We start from the raw sequence: 16,965 nt of genomic DNA, 5'->3' as shown, positions 1-16,965 counted from the left end.
ATTCGTAACTATATATGGTATGCGAAAGTTCAACTATATAGTTTTGACGCCTTAACCATAATTACCATTTTAATTATATTTGTATTCTGATGTTCTGTCAATGCTATTTTATATATTTTTTAATATTTCATCTTTTTATAAGTCTTAGGTAGTTTAATAGTATAATTATTTTTTTAATGTCTATTTTCTTTTTAATTTTTACCTTTTTTTATTTATATAGTCTAGTGGCATTCATTTGTAATACAAAAATAATTAAATTGAATCTAGGTAAATCTCTTTAATCTCCTAGAGAGAACAAAAAAGAGGCTATACCAGGTCTCGCTTTCGCGTAGTGGTATAGCCTCTAAAGATGTTTATACTTTAACGATATTAAATGATATTTAAACTTTCTGCTTATAAGAGTCTACATAATTCTTTGATATGATTAATCTTATAATCCGCGTCCTTTAGTTCATCACCTTGAGCATAGCCATATAGACAGGCAATGGTCTTAAGGTTGTTTTGCTTACCCGCTTCTATATCTTTATACCGATCACCAACAACAACAATTTCACTTGGCCATTGATCCATAACCTTTGAAAGAATCTCATACTTAGGTATAAACTCATAGTCTTGTGCACATAACATTTCATCAAAATAATGATCCAGTCCAAATAAGTCTCTGGAATAGTCCATATAAGCCTTTCCACAGTTACTTAAGAAAACCAACTTATAACCTCTATTTTTTAAGTATTCCAAGGTCTCTAACGCACCTTCATAAAGCACCGCTTTCTTATTCTGAAGTAACCTTTTCATTTCTTCACCAATAATGCTTCCGGCTTGTTCCCTAAGACCACTGTCCAGATTCGGCATGAAGGCTTCCCACATTTCTTTGCTGCTTAATCCGAGCCACTTCACAATCTCTTGATCTTCCCAAGTTCTTGGTGGGACCTGATGCTGATCTACTAGAAATTCATAAGCTTTTCTAAAAGCAGGTCCATATATTTTTATACTGTCATGTAGGGTACCATCATAATCCAAAACAATGGTTTTTACCTGATCTAACATAAAGGCCCCTATAGGGTTTTTAAGAGATTTGCCATCTCAATAGCCGTCATAGCTGCATCTGAACCCTTATTACCTGCTTTGGTTCCGGCTCTTTCAATGGCTTGTTCAATGGTATCCGTTGTTAAAACACCAAATATAACTGGCACTTCTGATTCTAATGAAACATGGGCAATACCTTTTGATACTTCACTGGATACATAATCAAAATGTGGTGTCGAGCCTTTTATAACAGCACCAAGACATATTACACCATCGTATTTTTCGTTTTTAACCAGTTTTTTTGCTGCCAATGGAATCTCAAAAGCACCTGGCACCCATATAATATCTATGTCCTCATCCTTCACACCATGTCTTACCAAAGTGTCTATGGCCCCAGACAATAATTTCCCGCCGATAAACTCATTGAATCTTCCTACTACAATTGCAAATTTTAGATCTTGTGCTACCATTTGTCCTTCATATACATTCATTTACTTTTCCTCCTTAAAATCTAACATATGTCCCATTTTTAGTTTCTTTGTTTTTAGATACGCAACATTTTTTTCATTATGATTCATTTGTATCGGCACACGCTCTACAATCTCAAGTCCATATCCAGAAATACCTGACATCTTCTTAGGATTGTTGGTCATGAGCCTTATTTTCTTAACACCCAAATCCGCTAGAATCTGAGCACCAATACCATAATCTCGTAAGTCATCCGGAAAACCAAGGGCTATGTTGGCCTGAACCGTATCCATACCATGATCTTGAAGTTCATAGGCTTTGATTTTATTGATTAAACCAATACCACGTCCTTCTTGTCGCATGTATAACAAGATACCGCTTCCGTTCTTTTCAATTTTTTGCATTGCTTTTGCATATTGTTCACCACAATCACATCTTAGAGAACCAAAAGCATCTCCTGTTAAACATTCGGAATGCACTCGAATTAAAGTAGGTAGATCCGCCGATATTTCACCCTTTACCAGTGCCACATGATGTTCTCCGTTAAGCTTGTTCACATAGCCATACATTTTAAAATTACCATATTTGGTTGGTAGTTCTGCTTCTGTTACGCACTCGACATAGGTCTCATTGGCTTTACGATAGGCCACCAAATCTGCTATGGTAATAATTTTTAGTTTGTGTTTTTCTGCGTATTTCATAAGCTCCGGTACTCTGGCCATAGAGCCGTCATCATTCATGATTTCACAGATGACACCGGCTGGATATAAGCCTGCAAGCTTGGGAAGATCTATCGCCGCTTCTGTGTGTCCGACACGTTTTAAGACGCCGCCTTCTCTACCAACCAGTGGAAATATATGACCAGGACGACTAAAATCCTTAGAAGACGCGTCAGGGTCAATAAGCTTCTGAATGGTTAAGGCTCTTTCTGCTGCCGAAATACCTGTGGTACATGTAATGGCGTCGACGCTAACGGTAAAAGCTGTTTCCTTAGGGTCTGTATTGTTGTTCACCATAGCATGTATGTCTAAACTTCTTAATCTTTCTTCCGTCATAGGGGCACAAATCAAGCCTCTTCCATACATAGCCATAAAGTTAACGGCTTCAGTTGTGACTTTTTCTGCTGCCATAAGAAGGTCGCCTTCATTCTCACGATCTTCATCATCCACAACGACGATCATTTTTCCTGCTTTTATGTCTTCAATTGCTTCTTCAATTGTATTAAACTTTTCCATAATCCTTACCACCTTTACATAAATCCGTTGTCTCTAAGGAAATTCATATCCATAGGTTTTTTAGGTTCTGCCACGTCTTGGTACAGCATTAATTTCTCAATGTATTTTCCGACCATATCACATTCCAAGTTCACACTATCACCCACTTTTTTACCAAGTAAGCTTGTTTCTTCCTTTGTTAATGGTATTAGAGATACTTTGAACATCTCTTCATCTACATAGGCCACTGTCAAGCTAATACCGTCAATGGCAATTGAGCCTTTATGAATTATATATTTTAATAATTGAGGACTTGCTTTTATACTCACCCACGTTGCATTGGCTTCTTTTACCATTTCGTGAATCCTTCCAACACCATCAATATGGCCTGAGACCATATGCCCGCCTAATCGATCTTGTAGCTGTAATGCCCGCTCTAGATTCACTGGACTGTTGGTAGTGAGTTCCCCTAAGTTACTGCTTCTCATCGTTTCCGGCATTACGTCCACAGTAAAACTGATATCATCCATATGAACCACGGTCAAACAGACACCATTAGTACATATGCTATCGCCCACTTTGGAACCTTGGGTGACTTTGGATGCCCGAATGGTCAACTTAGCGGACTTGGTTGTTTTATTGATTTTCTGAATATAACCGATTTCTTCAATTAACCCTGTAAACATCTATAAACCCTCCTTCTTGATATAGCCTTCTATAACAATATCACCCTCACAGATGGTGGTGGTAAGATCTTCGAGTAGAATCGCTTCTTTCACCTTGGATATACCTATCCCACCAACCGGCGTCTTAGCTAAATCGCCGCCAAAAATTTTGGGTGCCACGTAAGCAATTACTTTATCAACAACACCTGCTTGTAGGGCCGAGTAGTTTAAAGTGGCACCGCCTTCTATAAGGATACTATCTATGCCTTGTTCACCTAAAACTTCTATGAGTGCTATCATATCCACCTGATGCTCTTTTATAGGTAAGACCATAACCTGATTACCTGTGGCCTCAATGGCTTTTTTTGTTACTTCCGGCATTAAATCTGTCGTAGCGACTATGGTGATTGCCTCGGATACTTGAGTTAAGACCTTGGCATCCAGTGGGATACGACCTCTCGTATCTAAGATAATTCTAATGGGATCTATGCCATCTCGACCATCTTCAAGGCGCGTTGTTAGGCTCGGATCATCCGCTATAACCGTACCGACACCTACCATAATACCCATGACTTGATGACGCAGTTGATGGACTTGTTTTCTGGATGCTTCGTTCGTAATCCATTTGGATTCACCTGTTTTAGTGGCTATTTTCCCATCTATGGTCATGGCTGTTTTTAGAATACAAAAGGGCTTTTTGCTTTTGATATACTTTAGAAAAATCTCATTAAGCTTGAGCAGTTCATCACCCATGTCTAATACAACCACTTCTATATTGTTTTCTTTAAGAAGAGCAATGCCACGACCTGAGACTTCCGGGTTAGGGTCCATCATACCCACAACCACCTTACCGATACCCTTTTCAACAATTAAGTTGGCACAAGGTGGCGTTTTTCCATAATGAGAACATGGCTCCAGTGTTACATACATGGTAGCACCTACCACAGAAGCTGTGGCGTTCTTAAAGGCGTTCACCTCAGCATGGGGACCACCATAATATGCGTGGTAGCCTTCGGCGATAATCTGACCTTCTTTTACAATTACTGCACCGACCATTGGATTTGGGTTTGTTCTGCCAACACCACGTTTGGCCAAGGCTATGGCTTTCTTCATATATACTTGATCCATAACGTCCTCCCATTCCCTTGCAAATTCAAGACATTTTGAACATACCGTTAAACATAGAAAAAGCTCTAAAGAATCATCTTCAGAGCTTGTCACAGTTTCATTAAAGCATAATTTTTCATGCTATAATTGCCTTCTCTCATCCAGACTTTACTGTCGGTCTTGGAATCACACCAAGTCAGCCGAAATCGGCTCGCGGACTTTACCGCCGGTCGGGAATTACACCCTGCCCTGAAGGAACTATTCAATTGTTTAATGGGGTAATTATAGCATCAAATTTTTTTAATGTCAATTTTTTTGTATATTTGTATTTCTCTATTTTGTGTATTTGTATTTCTCTAATAACAATGTCTGGGGTCTTTATCGTTGGAGAATTAAAGCTAGGTTCAAACCGAATTAATCATTTTAATTATAGACTAATTGGATAGACTATAAATCAGGTCTTCAATTGATTCTAACATTTTTTCAAGTTCCATTTCGCCATTAAAGTATTTGTAAAAATATGTATTCATTTCATTAATAGCACCTGTAGGCAATCCTAACCAATACCAATCATAATATTGACCTGAATCCAGATACTGATTGACGGATTCTGACAATAATCCTAATTCTACAATATCATAAGGAATATGATTGAATGATGGGATAAACTTAAACTCATCAGTCATATAGCTTTGACCTATTTGAGAATTAACCATGAAATCCAGAAAATCTTTTGCAATGTCTTTAACATTAGATTGTTTATTGACACACCAATAAGATGGAACTCCAATTGGAATCTTACCTTTTAAATTTTCTGTCAGAGGTACTGCCAATATCCCCATATCCAATTCAGGATTCAACTGATCCAATTGGTCCTGTGTCCAGTTTCCTTGGAATATCATTGCGGCTTCTCCTTTAGAGAAAGCCTCTAATGATTGGCTATAACCCGTCATAAATGGCTTCTCTTGTCCATATTTCAAGGTTAAATCTATTAAATCTAACCACTTATACATCGCTTGATTATTGGTTAAGTCTACAGTACCATTTCTAAGACCTTCAATAAATGCTTCTGGGTCATTTTGACCCGCTATGACAAAATTAAAACTATGCTGTGAAATGACCCACCATTCTTGATAATCGTTATAAAAAGGTCTTATTCCTGAGTCATCTAATTGTTTTACCATCTCCACAAATTCAGTATAATCATTTGGCAACGATAGAATACCTGCTCTTTCAAACAAGGTCTTGTTATAGATGAAGCCATAGCCTTCAATTGCATATGGCATTCCATAAATCTTACCATCAATGGTGATCCTATCAGCCACCTTGTTTTTCAAGTGTGCAACCCATGATTGGTCTGATAAATCTTCTAAAGTGGATTGCCATGTAAGTAATTGATCTTTCGTACCTATATTGAATATATCAATCTGTGTTCCAGCGGCAAATTCTGCTTTAATCATTTCATAGTAATCTGTACCTCCTGAGTTTTGAAGTATAATTCTAACATTAGGATTCATTTTTTCATATGCGTCCGCCAATCTTCTTAATGGCTCGACAATTTCCAACTTATATTGATATATACTCAGTATTTGCTTTTCCTCTACATCTTCTTTCAAACCTATATCTCTATTCTCACGCACTTCTCCCCCCTTACAACCCGTGAGTAATAAAAGTGCCAAAAAACAACATAACCACTTTCTCATAAATCAACCACCCTTTTTCAATACATTGAGTCACCTTGCCCGTTGTAATACTCATTTAATATTTTTCACTTCATGGCACCATTTGTTACTCCTTTTATTATATGCTTTTGTGCCAAAAGATAAAAGATAATAACTGGAATTATTGCCAATGTCAAACCTGCCATCGCTAAATGCCAATCTTTTGAGTATGCGCCAAAAAAGTATTGAGCTGCTAACGGAATGGTTCGCAAAGCTTTTTCTTGTAAAACCAAGGATGGCAATAAAAAGTCATTCCAAATCCAGATGCCATTTAAAATGGCAACCGTTACAGATATTGGCTTGATTAGCGGCAATATAATATGATAAAAAATTTGGAATACATTACATCCATCCATATATGCTGCATTCTCAAGGTCCAAAGGAATGGATTTTATAAACCCGTGGAATAAAAAAATAGACATACTCGAACCAAAACCGATATACATAAGTACTATGCCAAATCTGTTGTTTAATAGATTTAATTTATTGGCACCAAAAAAATCAACAAGTGGTAGCATGACAGCTTGAAATGGTATGAGCATAGAAGCGACAAACATCATAAAAATTAAAGTACTTATTTTTGATTTTGTTCGAACCAAAATCCATGCAGCCATAGATGAAAAAAGCACCAAAGCTATCAAACTCAAAAAGGTAATCCATGCAGAATTAATAAACGACTTATAAAACTCCATCTTTTCAATAGCAGTGGTATAGTTTTCGAATTGTAACGTAGTCGGTAACCCCATAGTATCCACTAATATGTTTCTCTTTGATTTAAGACTGTTTGATACAATAATATAGAAAGGTGAAAGATACAAGATACCAAGGATCAGTCCTATGCCTTCTAGAATTAGTCTCTTTTTATTGTAGTTCTTCATCACATTTCCACCTCTCTCTTTTTTGAATAATAAACTTGTATCATTGATACAGAGGCAACCACCACAAAAAATAAAATGGCTTGGACCTGACCTTGCGCAAAATTTAACTCTTTATAGGCCTTACTAAGAATCCCCATAGCTATGAGTTCCGTAGACCTAATTGGATCACCATTGGTGAGTGATACATTAACGTCATATATCATAAAAGCTGAACGTAATGTCAAAAACATACTCACTGTAAATGCCGGAGCTACTAACGGGAATATAATGGATTTAATATTCTGCCAGCTGTTGGCGCCATCAATCTTTGAGGCTTCAAGGAGTTCTGATGGTATACCTTGAATGGCTGCCACATAGATGACCATGATATAACCACCCATCTGCCATGTGGCAACTATAGCCATTGCAATCAGAGCCGTAGAAGGTTTGGATAGCATATTCCCATCCGTTTGAAAAATATTTGGTACTATTTTCAAAAAAAGAAACTTCCATACATAACCAAGAATTAAGCCACCTATTAGATTCGGCATAAAAAAGACGGTTCTTAACAGATTGGCTGATCGCATTTTTTGTGTTACCAAAAGCGCCAACAAAAAGCCTATGGTGTTGATTAAAAAGACGGCATAAAAGCTATAAATGAATGTATTTCTAAAAGCTCTGATTAATTGTGGATCATTGAAGACATTCTTATAATTAACCAAACCAACAAAATGAATTGTACTGCCTGGAACAGCATTCCAGTCTGTAAAAGAATAATATATACCAACAACAAAAGGCACCAATACAACAATAGTAAAAGCAATAAGACTAGGTCCTAAAAATCCCCAAAATATCAACTTTCTTTTCATAGATTTTTTCATATTCCATCCTCACATTTTATATAACAACACCTGCATTTATGCAGGTGTTGTTATATGATTTTCAATTTAAATACTATTCTACTTTGAACTTAACTCTGTCCAGCCTTTATCTAACGCCTCTAAAAAAGCTTTTTTGTCACTATTACCTAGATAATAATTCTGTATGGCTTCTTTTACAACAATATCGCAAAACCCACTAGGTGTGTACATCCATACCCATGGCACCGTATCTCCTTTAGCACTGTACTCCAAAATGGAGGCTGCTAACTGATCGGATGGTTCTAATTTAATATTGGAAAAAGCAGGAATAAAGGAACACTCTTCAACTAAAAACTTTGCGCCTCGTTCGCTTGACGCCATATAGTCAAGGAACAATTTTGCTGCATCTTTTTTATCTTCCGATGCTTTTTTATTGACACACCAGTAGTTAGGTACACCAATAGGAATAGAACCATTTGTCCAACTAGAATCATCATTCAAAGGATGTGGTAAAAATGCAACCTTCAGGTCTGGATCTATTTCATCAAGCATACCAATCGTCCAGTTGCCTTGATGTAGGACTGCCGTTTTTCCTAGTGCAAAATCACCCACCTGGTCATCATAAGAGACTGTCATTAAATCAGAATAGCTGTATTTAAAATATAAGTCCATCAGATTAGTAAAAGCCATGAAACGGTCATTTCCTGACATTGTAGCTGTCATATTGTTTAAATTCTCAATAAATTCCAATGGATTTTCCTGTTTTGCAAAGGGAATGTTAATGGCATGAATCGCTGCTGTCCACCAAGCTGTATCGACTATGGAGAAGGACAATACATCCTCTATACCTAACGTATCTTTCATGTCCTCAAGTTTAGCAAAGGCTGCTTCTAGTGATGATAATGTTTTAATGTTCTCTGGATTAATTCCAGCTTTTTGAAACATATCCACATTATAAATCAAACCATAACCTTCAATATTATAGGGTTGCCCATAAACTTCACCATCAATCGTCAACATATCCAATGTTCCCTTAAATGATTTTTCAACCCAAGGTTGATTCGTTAATGGCTCAAGGAAATCAATCCATTGATCTCTTTCAACTGGCCCACCAATATTAAATATATCTGGCTCGTTACCTGAGTTCATTCGACTTCTAAATGCCGCTCCATAGTCCTGACCCCCCCCCCAACAGTATCGATGACAACATCTATATATGGATATTCCTTTTCAAAATCTGCGATTAGCCCATTCAATTGTTCTACTATTTCAACCTTAAATTGAAATATTTCAATGGTCACCTTTTCATTTTCAGGCGTTGTTGTAGCTGATTCTTGAGCGCTGGTGCTTTGATTCTTAACTTCTTCTGTTTTGGAACAGGCAGAAAATAGAAATACCATTGATAGTAAAAGTGCAAAAATTTTCTTCATAACATATCCTCCATTATAATCATTCAATAGTAAAAGCCGGCTATCACGATCGTAAAATCATTATAACCGGCTTTTATAATTGATGACACTTAGGATATTGATATATGAGGAGGAAATTATTGATATCTAACAATCTCTATAATCCACAGGAGATATACCATAGAATTTTCTAAATACTTTTGAAAAATATTTCTCATCCTTATAACCAACCGTCATTGCAATAATCTTAATCGTTAATCCAGGATTACCAACAAGCAATCTTGCATTCTCCATGCGAATGGTGGTTATGAATTCCGATAGATTCTGGCCCATCTCTTTTTTAAACTTTCTTGATAAATGCTCCTTAGAAATAAAAAATATCTCCGATAATTTAGCAAGAGAAATGTCATCGTCATAATGTTGCCTCACATAACTGACTATATTTTCAATCATATTATCAATCACTTCTCCGTCTTTTCTAATAGATTCCACCAACTCAAAAGTATCGTTGTAAATAATGCTTGCCAATCCTTCCAATGTGGTTCTAGATTGTGCAAACTTTCTCATAAGCTGTATAAAACCGTCTTCTTCCTTGGCCAACTTTTTCAACCAATATCGTTTGTTAAGCTCATACTCAGATTCAATCATTTCTAGCATTTGCTCGGAAATATATGACAATTGCTTATAAGGTTCGAAAGTCGTGTCAAGAAGCAACTTGATTTTTTCTGTATTCAGACTCTTAAATGCTCTTAAGTATTCCTCCCGATCCATATAAAAAAATGGTATAGGTTCTGCATATTCCTTATTATAATTATGAATCTTTTGCTTGCTCTCTAACAGATTTCGATTCGCGAGTGCTTCTCGAGTTTCTCGGATTAAGCTTCCAATATCTTCAGGATATAGGTGGACTTCACTTACACCTACACTTACTTCAATTTGATATATATGGTAAATGGCACTTACTAGACGTTTGAGCAATGTGTTAGATTTGTCTATATTTTTCCACAATAATAAATAGATGCTCCCTTTACTGGCATATGTGAACCCTAACATATCTAAACTTGAGGAAATCTCATTGCAAATATTTATGATGGCAAAATAAAGCAAGTGCATGTCGGTTTCAAATTGATGACTAATAATATTTGTTAACCTATTGATTTTAAATTGTGCTAATTGAACCTTGGATTGATCCGATATGCCAAAATGCTTTGTAAATGCTTCCAGCCGTTGTTCGTTTTTATGAGGTGCTTCCAATATGCTTTCAATAAGCTTTTCCCAATACAACTTACTGACCTTTTGGTAGTCCATATTTTGATTCTTAATCACTTGTTCTCTCTCAATCGTCTCAACAGCCTTTGTTAGAGCTTTATCTAACTGCTGCTGATCAATCGGCTTTGTTATATAATCTATTCCACCATATCGCATTGTGTGTTGAATATAATTGAAATCGGTATAACCACTAATGACGATTATTTTTGTATGAGGTGCATTATTATGAAGCCACTCAACTAATTTCATACCATGCATGTTTGGCATTTGCATATCCGTCAATACGATTTCTGGCTTAATATGTTGTATCATTCTTACTGCTTCATCATCATCGAAGGCAACCTCGACCTGACTGAATGGGTGCTTGTTCCAATCCACTAACAAGCGTACGGCTTCAATGACATGTTTTTCATTATCCACAATCAACATTTTCATCTTTATCTTTCTCCTCAACCATGAACCATTGGTCCAATGCCACTAATGTAGGTATTGTTAGTTGCACACAAGTGCCTTGATCCTTCGTTGAACTAATAAATAAATCGCATCTGTCCTTATAGTAAAATTTCAAACGTTTATAAACGTTTTTTAAACCAATTGAGTAATGTGCATTATTGATATCACAATTTGATTTTATTTGTTCCTTCAACTCAGCCAACTGATCCGCTTCAATACCAGAACCATTATCTAGAATAGATATGTTTGCCTTTCCCGATATCAACTTGATAATCACATGAATATTGCCCATCTTTTCAGTTTCTTTGAATGCATGTTTAAAGCAGTTTTCAATGATAGGCTGCAGCAATAGTTTAGGTACTTTTATATGTTCAAGCTCATTTTCCATTGATATTTCATAGTCAAAAGCATCCCCAAACCGATGTTTTTGTAATTTGAGATAGCTGACACAATAAGCCACTTCATCTCTTAATTCTACAATCTGATGCTGATTTCTCATTGCATATTGCATCATCTGACCCAATTGAACAACCAATTCATAGACTTTTAAATTGCCTTCTTTTAAGGACTCCGTACCAATGGATTGAAGTATATTATTCATAAAATGTGAATTGATCTGACCTTGCAACGCTTTTAGTTCATTTGATGTATTTTCAATCGCTAACTTGTATTCTATATCAATATGGTTATTGATGGCCTCCATCATATCATTGAATTCATACTGAAGCCTACCAAATTCGTCATCTCTTATTATATGCGTTATGGTGTCAAGATTACCCTTCCTAATTTTTTGAATAGAATCTAGCAACTCATTTATAGGCTTGGTAAAATAGTATGAAACCAAAACAGAAACAACCAATATGATTATTGTTGTAAGACTCAAAATAAAAAATACAAGGCTAAGAATCTGATTCAGTTTATCATTTAGTTTTTTTTGAGGAATAACTTTAACCATCATCAAGTCCATATATGGCTTCTCAACTGTGTTCACAACAACAATACCTTGGTTATTACCCTCATTTGTTTCAAATATTTTCTTCCCATTAGCAAAGCTCCGTTCTGCCTTTTCATATAATTTCTGATCAATGGCTTGCCCAATTAGTTTTGATTCAGAAGCATATAGAATAATCCCATCATGGCGATCTACCAGATAAAAATACTCATCTTCACTATATAGGTTGCCAAAAAGTTCTTGAAGTATCCTTGCGTTCAAGTCAATACTGACTTGTCCAATACGCTTGCCTAAAGGTACTTCATATATGTTTCTATGAAAGGTGATTACCTCTTCTTTAATATTAATAATATGCTTCATTCTATAAGATTCATTCAGATGAATCCCTTTTATATAGGCTTCTCTACTATCATTTTCTGTATATCCATCACTGTTTTCCTCTGATACTACCATATAGTTCCTAAGTAAAAAGGAACGCTGTATATCATCCAAATACATATAAACCTGTACTATAGCATCTTCAAATTCTTTCATCGTTGTTAAAGTATGATAAAAAAACCTTTCAGATTCCATATCATAATCCTTTTTTAACATAGTCGCTAAATGTTGTTCCCTAATCTGATTGCGATAAACATATAATGATGCTCGATTAATGACATCAAAATAAAAGACCACATGGTTTTTCCCTTCATCAAAAAGGGTTTGGGTCTCTCTCAACATCATATCTCTAACTATTGTACGTGTATTGGTATAGGACATAATTGACATGATTAGCATAGGTAACGATACAGATACCAATAATACTATAATCAATCGCCTACGAATACTTTTCGACATCCAAGCCAATAGCATCACCCTATTCTGCATGTTGAAGTTCTATATTAAATTATAAGCCAGAATCTCCTATAATTAAAGTAACAGTATTGATACCTATATTCTATGTGCATTTTTATAATAGATTTAACAACATATTTCATTTAAAATTCAGACTACTTCTTGAAAATCAAACCTTTATATTGTCAGTTCAAACATTTTCGCAAATTATTGAAGCTAGAAACACTCTGCTTTTGTCCTATTCTGAAACTCTTTTCACAATCTGTCAATACAATAATAAAAATATCGCCAAAAAATACACTAAGGAAACTTAATAACTGTCTACTAAAAAAAGAAAAATCATGAAGACATCTCATGACTTTTCTTTTTTTCTTAAGTAGCTCATTGTGTGAAATAGAATTATTTCAAATAATCCTGTAATGTCTTTTCTACAGCTCCTGGACCTTGTAACATACTTACAAACATGGTTTCAATCTTATTTCCTAGTCCTACTTCGTATAAATTCAACCCAAAAATCTCTTGGTTACTCAAAATCGGACTCAAGTCAGTAGATGCATCACCCATCTTTACTGTATCGATTGTCTCTTTTAATGTTTCTAACATAGGGTCTGCGCTGATCTCAAAAGTGTTTCCTTGATCATCAATACCCATTAGATAACGACACCAACTGGCAATAGCTAAAGGAATGCCTACTAAACTTGACGGATCTAATGATGGATCTTCTACATAAGACTTAATGGTTTCACCAAAACGTATGCCCACTTTTTGTGATGTGTCCGTTGCAATTCTTTGTGGCGTATCTGGAATAAAAGGATTTGCAAATCGGGCTTGGACCACTTCATCAATGAAAGCTTTTGGCGATAGTATAATAGGGTCTGTAACTACTGGCAAACCTTCACCATAGCCAATGGTTTCTATCAACTTTTTAAGGATTGGATTTTTCACTTCATCCGCTATCAGCTCATAGCCCAGTAGACAACCAGCTACGGCTAGGGCTGTATGAAGTGGATTCAGACATGTCGTTACCTTCATGGTTTCCACCTTGTTAACCGTTGCTCGGTCACAGAAAAGTACACCGGCTTTTTCAAGTTCCGGTCGGCCGTTGGTGAATTTATCTTCTATCACCAGGTACTCACTCACCTCAGCGTTCACAAAAGATGCCATATAAGTATTTTTAGAGGTCACAACCACATCCATACCTTCTAAACCGTCCTCTACCAATGCTGCTTTGATAATATCTGAGGGTCTTGGCGTAATCTTATCAATCATGGATATAGGGTACGTGATCTTATTCTCATTCATAACATAGTCTACAAAGCCTTTTTCTACAAAGCCTTTTTTTTGCCATTCTTCTGCTATGGTAATAACAGCGGCTTTTACTTTATCACCGTTATTGGCACAATTATCCATACTTAATAGGGTCATGGGCGTTGCACCTTTTTGATAGCGCTTATGCAAAAGTGCAGTAACAACACTCATAGCATGGGTCGCATTTTCCGGTCCACGATCCAAATCCACCTGAACAAAAGGATAGTAATTGCCGGAAAAATCCTTCAAGGCATAACCTTTTTCTGTAATAGTGAAACTGGCAATCTGTAGACTAGGTGCCTCAAATATTTCCGTCAATCTTTCCTTGTTTTTACTTTCTGAGGTCATACTTTCCACGATGCTGGCTACAACCGTCTTATCAAAACTGCCATCACTGTTCATAAGAACGACCAAAGCCAGATTATCTGATGGGTCAAAAACTTTTTCTATAACTTCATAATCAAAGGTTTCAACCGCTATAATGCCGGTCTTTGCCAATCCTTTGTCTAGTAGTTGTTGATGGCATTTGGCTACAAAGCCTCTGAAAATGTTACCAGCACCAAAGTGGACCCATTCCGGTGCTTCCTTAGTATTTTCTTTTATTGTGTTTATATTAAAGGTAGGTAACTTTACACCCATGGCTTCCCACTTGGAAGTATTATCTAAAGTGTTTAAATTCAGCTTCATCACTTTACCCCGCTTTCAAGGGTATCCCATATGCCTAGTAAATACATGACACCAAGGGCTCTATCATATAATCCATATCCCGGACGACAATGCTTCTCCTCACCCCACAGATGACGACCGTGATCCGGACGCATATAGCCTTGAAAGCCGATATCATGATAAGCCTTCATGACCTCAACTATATCTACATTACCATCACAAGCTCTGTGGGAAGTCTCAATAAAGTCACCGTTTTCAAAGACTTTAACGTTTCTAACATGGGCAAAATGGATACGGCTACCAAACTCTCTAATAATACTTGGAATATCGTTGAGCTTATTGGGTCCAAGAGAACCTGTACATAGGGTTAATCCGTTATATGGACTGTCGACTAAGCTTAAAAATTTCTGAATATGTTCTCTACTTCTGATGATTCTTGGCAAACCAAATATCGGCCATGGCGGATCATCCGGATGTATGGCCATTTTGACATCTTCTTCTTCACAAACCGGTATAATTCTTTCTAAGAAGTACTTAAGATTGTCAAATAAGACATCTTCCGTGATATCTTTATAACCTTCAAAGAGTTGTTCAAGATGAGACAGGCGTTCCGGTTCCCAACCCGGCATGGTTTTTTCTCCGGCGCCTTCGAGAATTCGGTCAACAATGGATTTTGGAGTGGCACCCTCAACGAGGGCTTTTTCATAAAATAGTGCATTGGATCCGTCGGGATGTTCTTTATATAAATCTGTACGTGTCCAGTCAAATACCGGCATAAAATTATAACAAATAACTTTTACGCCCACTTTTGCCAACTTACGAATGGTATCAATATAGATATCTATATAATGGTCTCTAGATGGTAACCCCATCTTAATATCATCATGTACATTCACACTCTCAACAACTGCGGGACTGAAATTCTTTGAGGCCAGAACGTCTGCAACTTCCTGTATACGTTCCATTTCCCAGACTTCACCGGCCACTTTGTCATGTAATGACCAAACAGCACCCATGACGCCTGGAATCTGTCTAATATGGTCTAAAGTAATGTCATCATTACCTACACCATACCATCTCCATGTCATCTTCATTGGTTTTCCTCCTTTTATGCTTCCAAATCAAAGTTTAATATGACTTTACAACATTCATCCGGCTTATTGATTAACAAATCAATGGCTTCTTCAACCTTTGTATACTCAAAGGTATGAGATATAATTTTCTTAGGGTTAAACAGTCCTTGCTCTATACAATCTACAACAACCGTGAACTTGTTACAACTTAAGCGCGAACCTTTAATATCCAGTTCTTTTTTGGTCACTTCCATCTGAATTAAGTTGGACGGTGCTTTTAAAAATCCAAGTAATACGACCCTACCTGTCGGTAACATACTGGGTAATATACTTTCAATTATACTTGGATGACCCACAGCGTCAAGTGCCAAGGTAAATCCTTCGATGGATTCATGAGCCTCAATAAATGCTTCTAAAGACGTATTTAAAGTGTTAATCGTATAATCTGCACCAAGGGCTTTTGCTCTTTTTAATTTGGCATCTGAAATATCTGAAATTATAACGGTTGCACCTTCACTTTTAGCCGTTAGCAAGATCGTTAAGCCAATTGCACCTGCACCGGCAATAAAAACGATGTCATTTTTATTAATACCACCGCGAGATAGAGATTGAGATGCAATGGTAAAGGGTTCAACAAGACAAGCCACTTCCCATGGAATGTTCTTGTTAATCTTGTGGCACGCTTTTTCCGGTATAGAAACATACTCCTTAAAGCCACCGTCTACATGGACACCACGTACTTTTAGATCTGAACATACATTATAGCGTCCGCTCTTACATGCATAGCACACGCCACAACTCATTACTGGGTCGACGCTAACATGATCTCCAACTTTTATGTTTTTGACAGCTGCCCCTACCTCTGTTACAAGACCGGCAAATTCATGACCGGGCACAACAGGATAGTTAATAAAAGGGGAAGTTCCATGGTAACCATGCATGTCGGATCCGCATATGCCACCGGCTTTAACTTTGATTAGGACATCCTTCTCACTTTTTAATTGTTCCATTTCTATATCTGTTACCTCAATTTTATGAGGTTCTTTTATGAGTATCGCTTTCATAGTTCTCCTTTACTTATGT

General features: G+C 36.6%; 15 protein-coding genes and 1 riboswitch. All 15 genes read right to left on the bottom strand.

Annotated features, from left to right (window positions below; genetic code table 11):
• Positions 1–393 precede the first annotated feature (393 nt).
• The 15 genes from P0N36_RS07235 to P0N36_RS07165 all read right to left on the bottom strand — a co-directional run bounded on the left by P0N36_RS07235 (position 394) and on the right by P0N36_RS07165 (position 16,946).
• Complete coding sequence (locus P0N36_RS07235) at positions 394–1,047, bottom strand: HAD family hydrolase (protein WP_275842179.1); 654 nt, start codon at positions 1,045–1,047, stop codon at positions 394–396.
• Positions 1,048–1,055: 8 nt separating this feature from the next.
• Positions 1,056–1,517: a 6,7-dimethyl-8-ribityllumazine synthase gene (gene ribH / locus P0N36_RS07230; protein ID WP_275842178.1), complete on the bottom strand. Its 462-nt coding sequence runs from the start codon at positions 1,515–1,517 to the stop codon at positions 1,056–1,058.
• A complete protein-coding gene (locus tag P0N36_RS07225; RefSeq protein WP_275842177.1) occupies positions 1,518–2,729 on the bottom strand; it encodes a bifunctional 3,4-dihydroxy-2-butanone-4-phosphate synthase/GTP cyclohydrolase II in 1,212 nt (403 codons plus the stop codon).
• A gap of 14 nt (positions 2,730–2,743) precedes the next feature.
• Positions 2,744–3,394: a riboflavin synthase gene (locus P0N36_RS07220; RefSeq protein ID WP_275842176.1), complete on the bottom strand. Its 651-nt coding sequence runs from the start codon at positions 3,392–3,394 to the stop codon at positions 2,744–2,746.
• Entirely contained in the window at positions 3,395–4,501 is a 1,107-nt protein-coding gene (ribD, locus tag P0N36_RS07215; RefSeq protein ID WP_275842175.1) for a bifunctional diaminohydroxyphosphoribosylaminopyrimidine deaminase/5-amino-6-(5-phosphoribosylamino)uracil reductase RibD, read from the bottom strand.
• A 124-nt stretch (positions 4,502–4,625) separates the two neighbouring features.
• Positions 4,626–4,741: riboswitch (FMN riboswitch) on the bottom strand.
• A 173-nt stretch (positions 4,742–4,914) separates the two neighbouring features.
• The gene (locus P0N36_RS07210) at positions 4,915–6,183 is read right to left on the bottom strand and encodes an ABC transporter substrate-binding protein (RefSeq protein ID WP_275842174.1); all 1,269 of its coding nucleotides are present in this window, start codon (positions 6,181–6,183) and stop codon (positions 4,915–4,917) included.
• 65 nt (positions 6,184–6,248) lie between these two features.
• A complete protein-coding gene (locus P0N36_RS07205; RefSeq protein WP_275842173.1) occupies positions 6,249–7,079 on the bottom strand; it encodes a carbohydrate ABC transporter permease in 831 nt (276 codons plus the stop codon).
• Positions 7,079–7,939 (bottom strand): carbohydrate ABC transporter permease, encoded by an 861-nt coding sequence (locus tag P0N36_RS07200; RefSeq protein ID WP_275842172.1) that lies wholly within the window; start codon positions 7,937–7,939, stop codon positions 7,079–7,081. The genes P0N36_RS07205 and P0N36_RS07200 overlap by 1 nt, the downstream gene beginning before the upstream one ends.
• 78 nt (positions 7,940–8,017) lie before the next feature.
• Positions 8,018–9,067, bottom strand: coding sequence for an ABC transporter substrate-binding protein (locus P0N36_RS07195; RefSeq protein WP_275842171.1), 1,050 nt, complete (start codon positions 9,065–9,067; stop codon positions 8,018–8,020).
• The gene (locus P0N36_RS07190) at positions 9,064–9,348 is read right to left on the bottom strand and encodes a hypothetical protein (RefSeq protein ID WP_275842170.1); all 285 of its coding nucleotides are present in this window, start codon (positions 9,346–9,348) and stop codon (positions 9,064–9,066) included. The genes P0N36_RS07195 and P0N36_RS07190 overlap by 4 nt, the downstream gene beginning before the upstream one ends.
• Before the next feature lie 126 nt (positions 9,349–9,474).
• Positions 9,475–11,031: a response regulator gene (locus P0N36_RS07185; RefSeq protein ID WP_275842169.1), complete on the bottom strand. Its 1,557-nt coding sequence runs from the start codon at positions 11,029–11,031 to the stop codon at positions 9,475–9,477.
• Positions 11,009–12,838: a sensor histidine kinase gene (locus P0N36_RS07180; protein WP_275842168.1), complete on the bottom strand. Its 1,830-nt coding sequence runs from the start codon at positions 12,836–12,838 to the stop codon at positions 11,009–11,011. Before P0N36_RS07180 ends, P0N36_RS07185 begins: the two co-directional genes overlap by 23 nt.
• Positions 12,839–13,234: 396 nt before the next feature.
• Positions 13,235–14,830: a mannitol dehydrogenase family protein gene (locus P0N36_RS07175; protein WP_275842167.1), complete on the bottom strand. Its 1,596-nt coding sequence runs from the start codon at positions 14,828–14,830 to the stop codon at positions 13,235–13,237.
• The gene (gene uxuA / locus P0N36_RS07170) at positions 14,830–15,903 is read right to left on the bottom strand and encodes a mannonate dehydratase (protein ID WP_275842166.1); all 1,074 of its coding nucleotides are present in this window, start codon (positions 15,901–15,903) and stop codon (positions 14,830–14,832) included. The genes P0N36_RS07175 and uxuA overlap by 1 nt, the downstream gene beginning before the upstream one ends.
• 14 nt (positions 15,904–15,917) lie before the next feature.
• Positions 15,918–16,946, bottom strand: coding sequence for a zinc-binding alcohol dehydrogenase family protein (locus P0N36_RS07165; RefSeq protein WP_275842165.1), 1,029 nt, complete (start codon positions 16,944–16,946; stop codon positions 15,918–15,920).
• Positions 16,947–16,965 lie beyond the last annotated feature (19 nt).

This window comes from Petrocella sp. FN5 (assembly GCF_029210395.1).
In the GTDB taxonomy this organism is placed as follows: Bacteria; Bacillota; Clostridia; order Lachnospirales; family Vallitaleaceae; genus Petrocella.
Note: the sequence above shows the minus strand (reverse complement) of the source record. Positions and strands in the feature narration are given on the sequence as shown.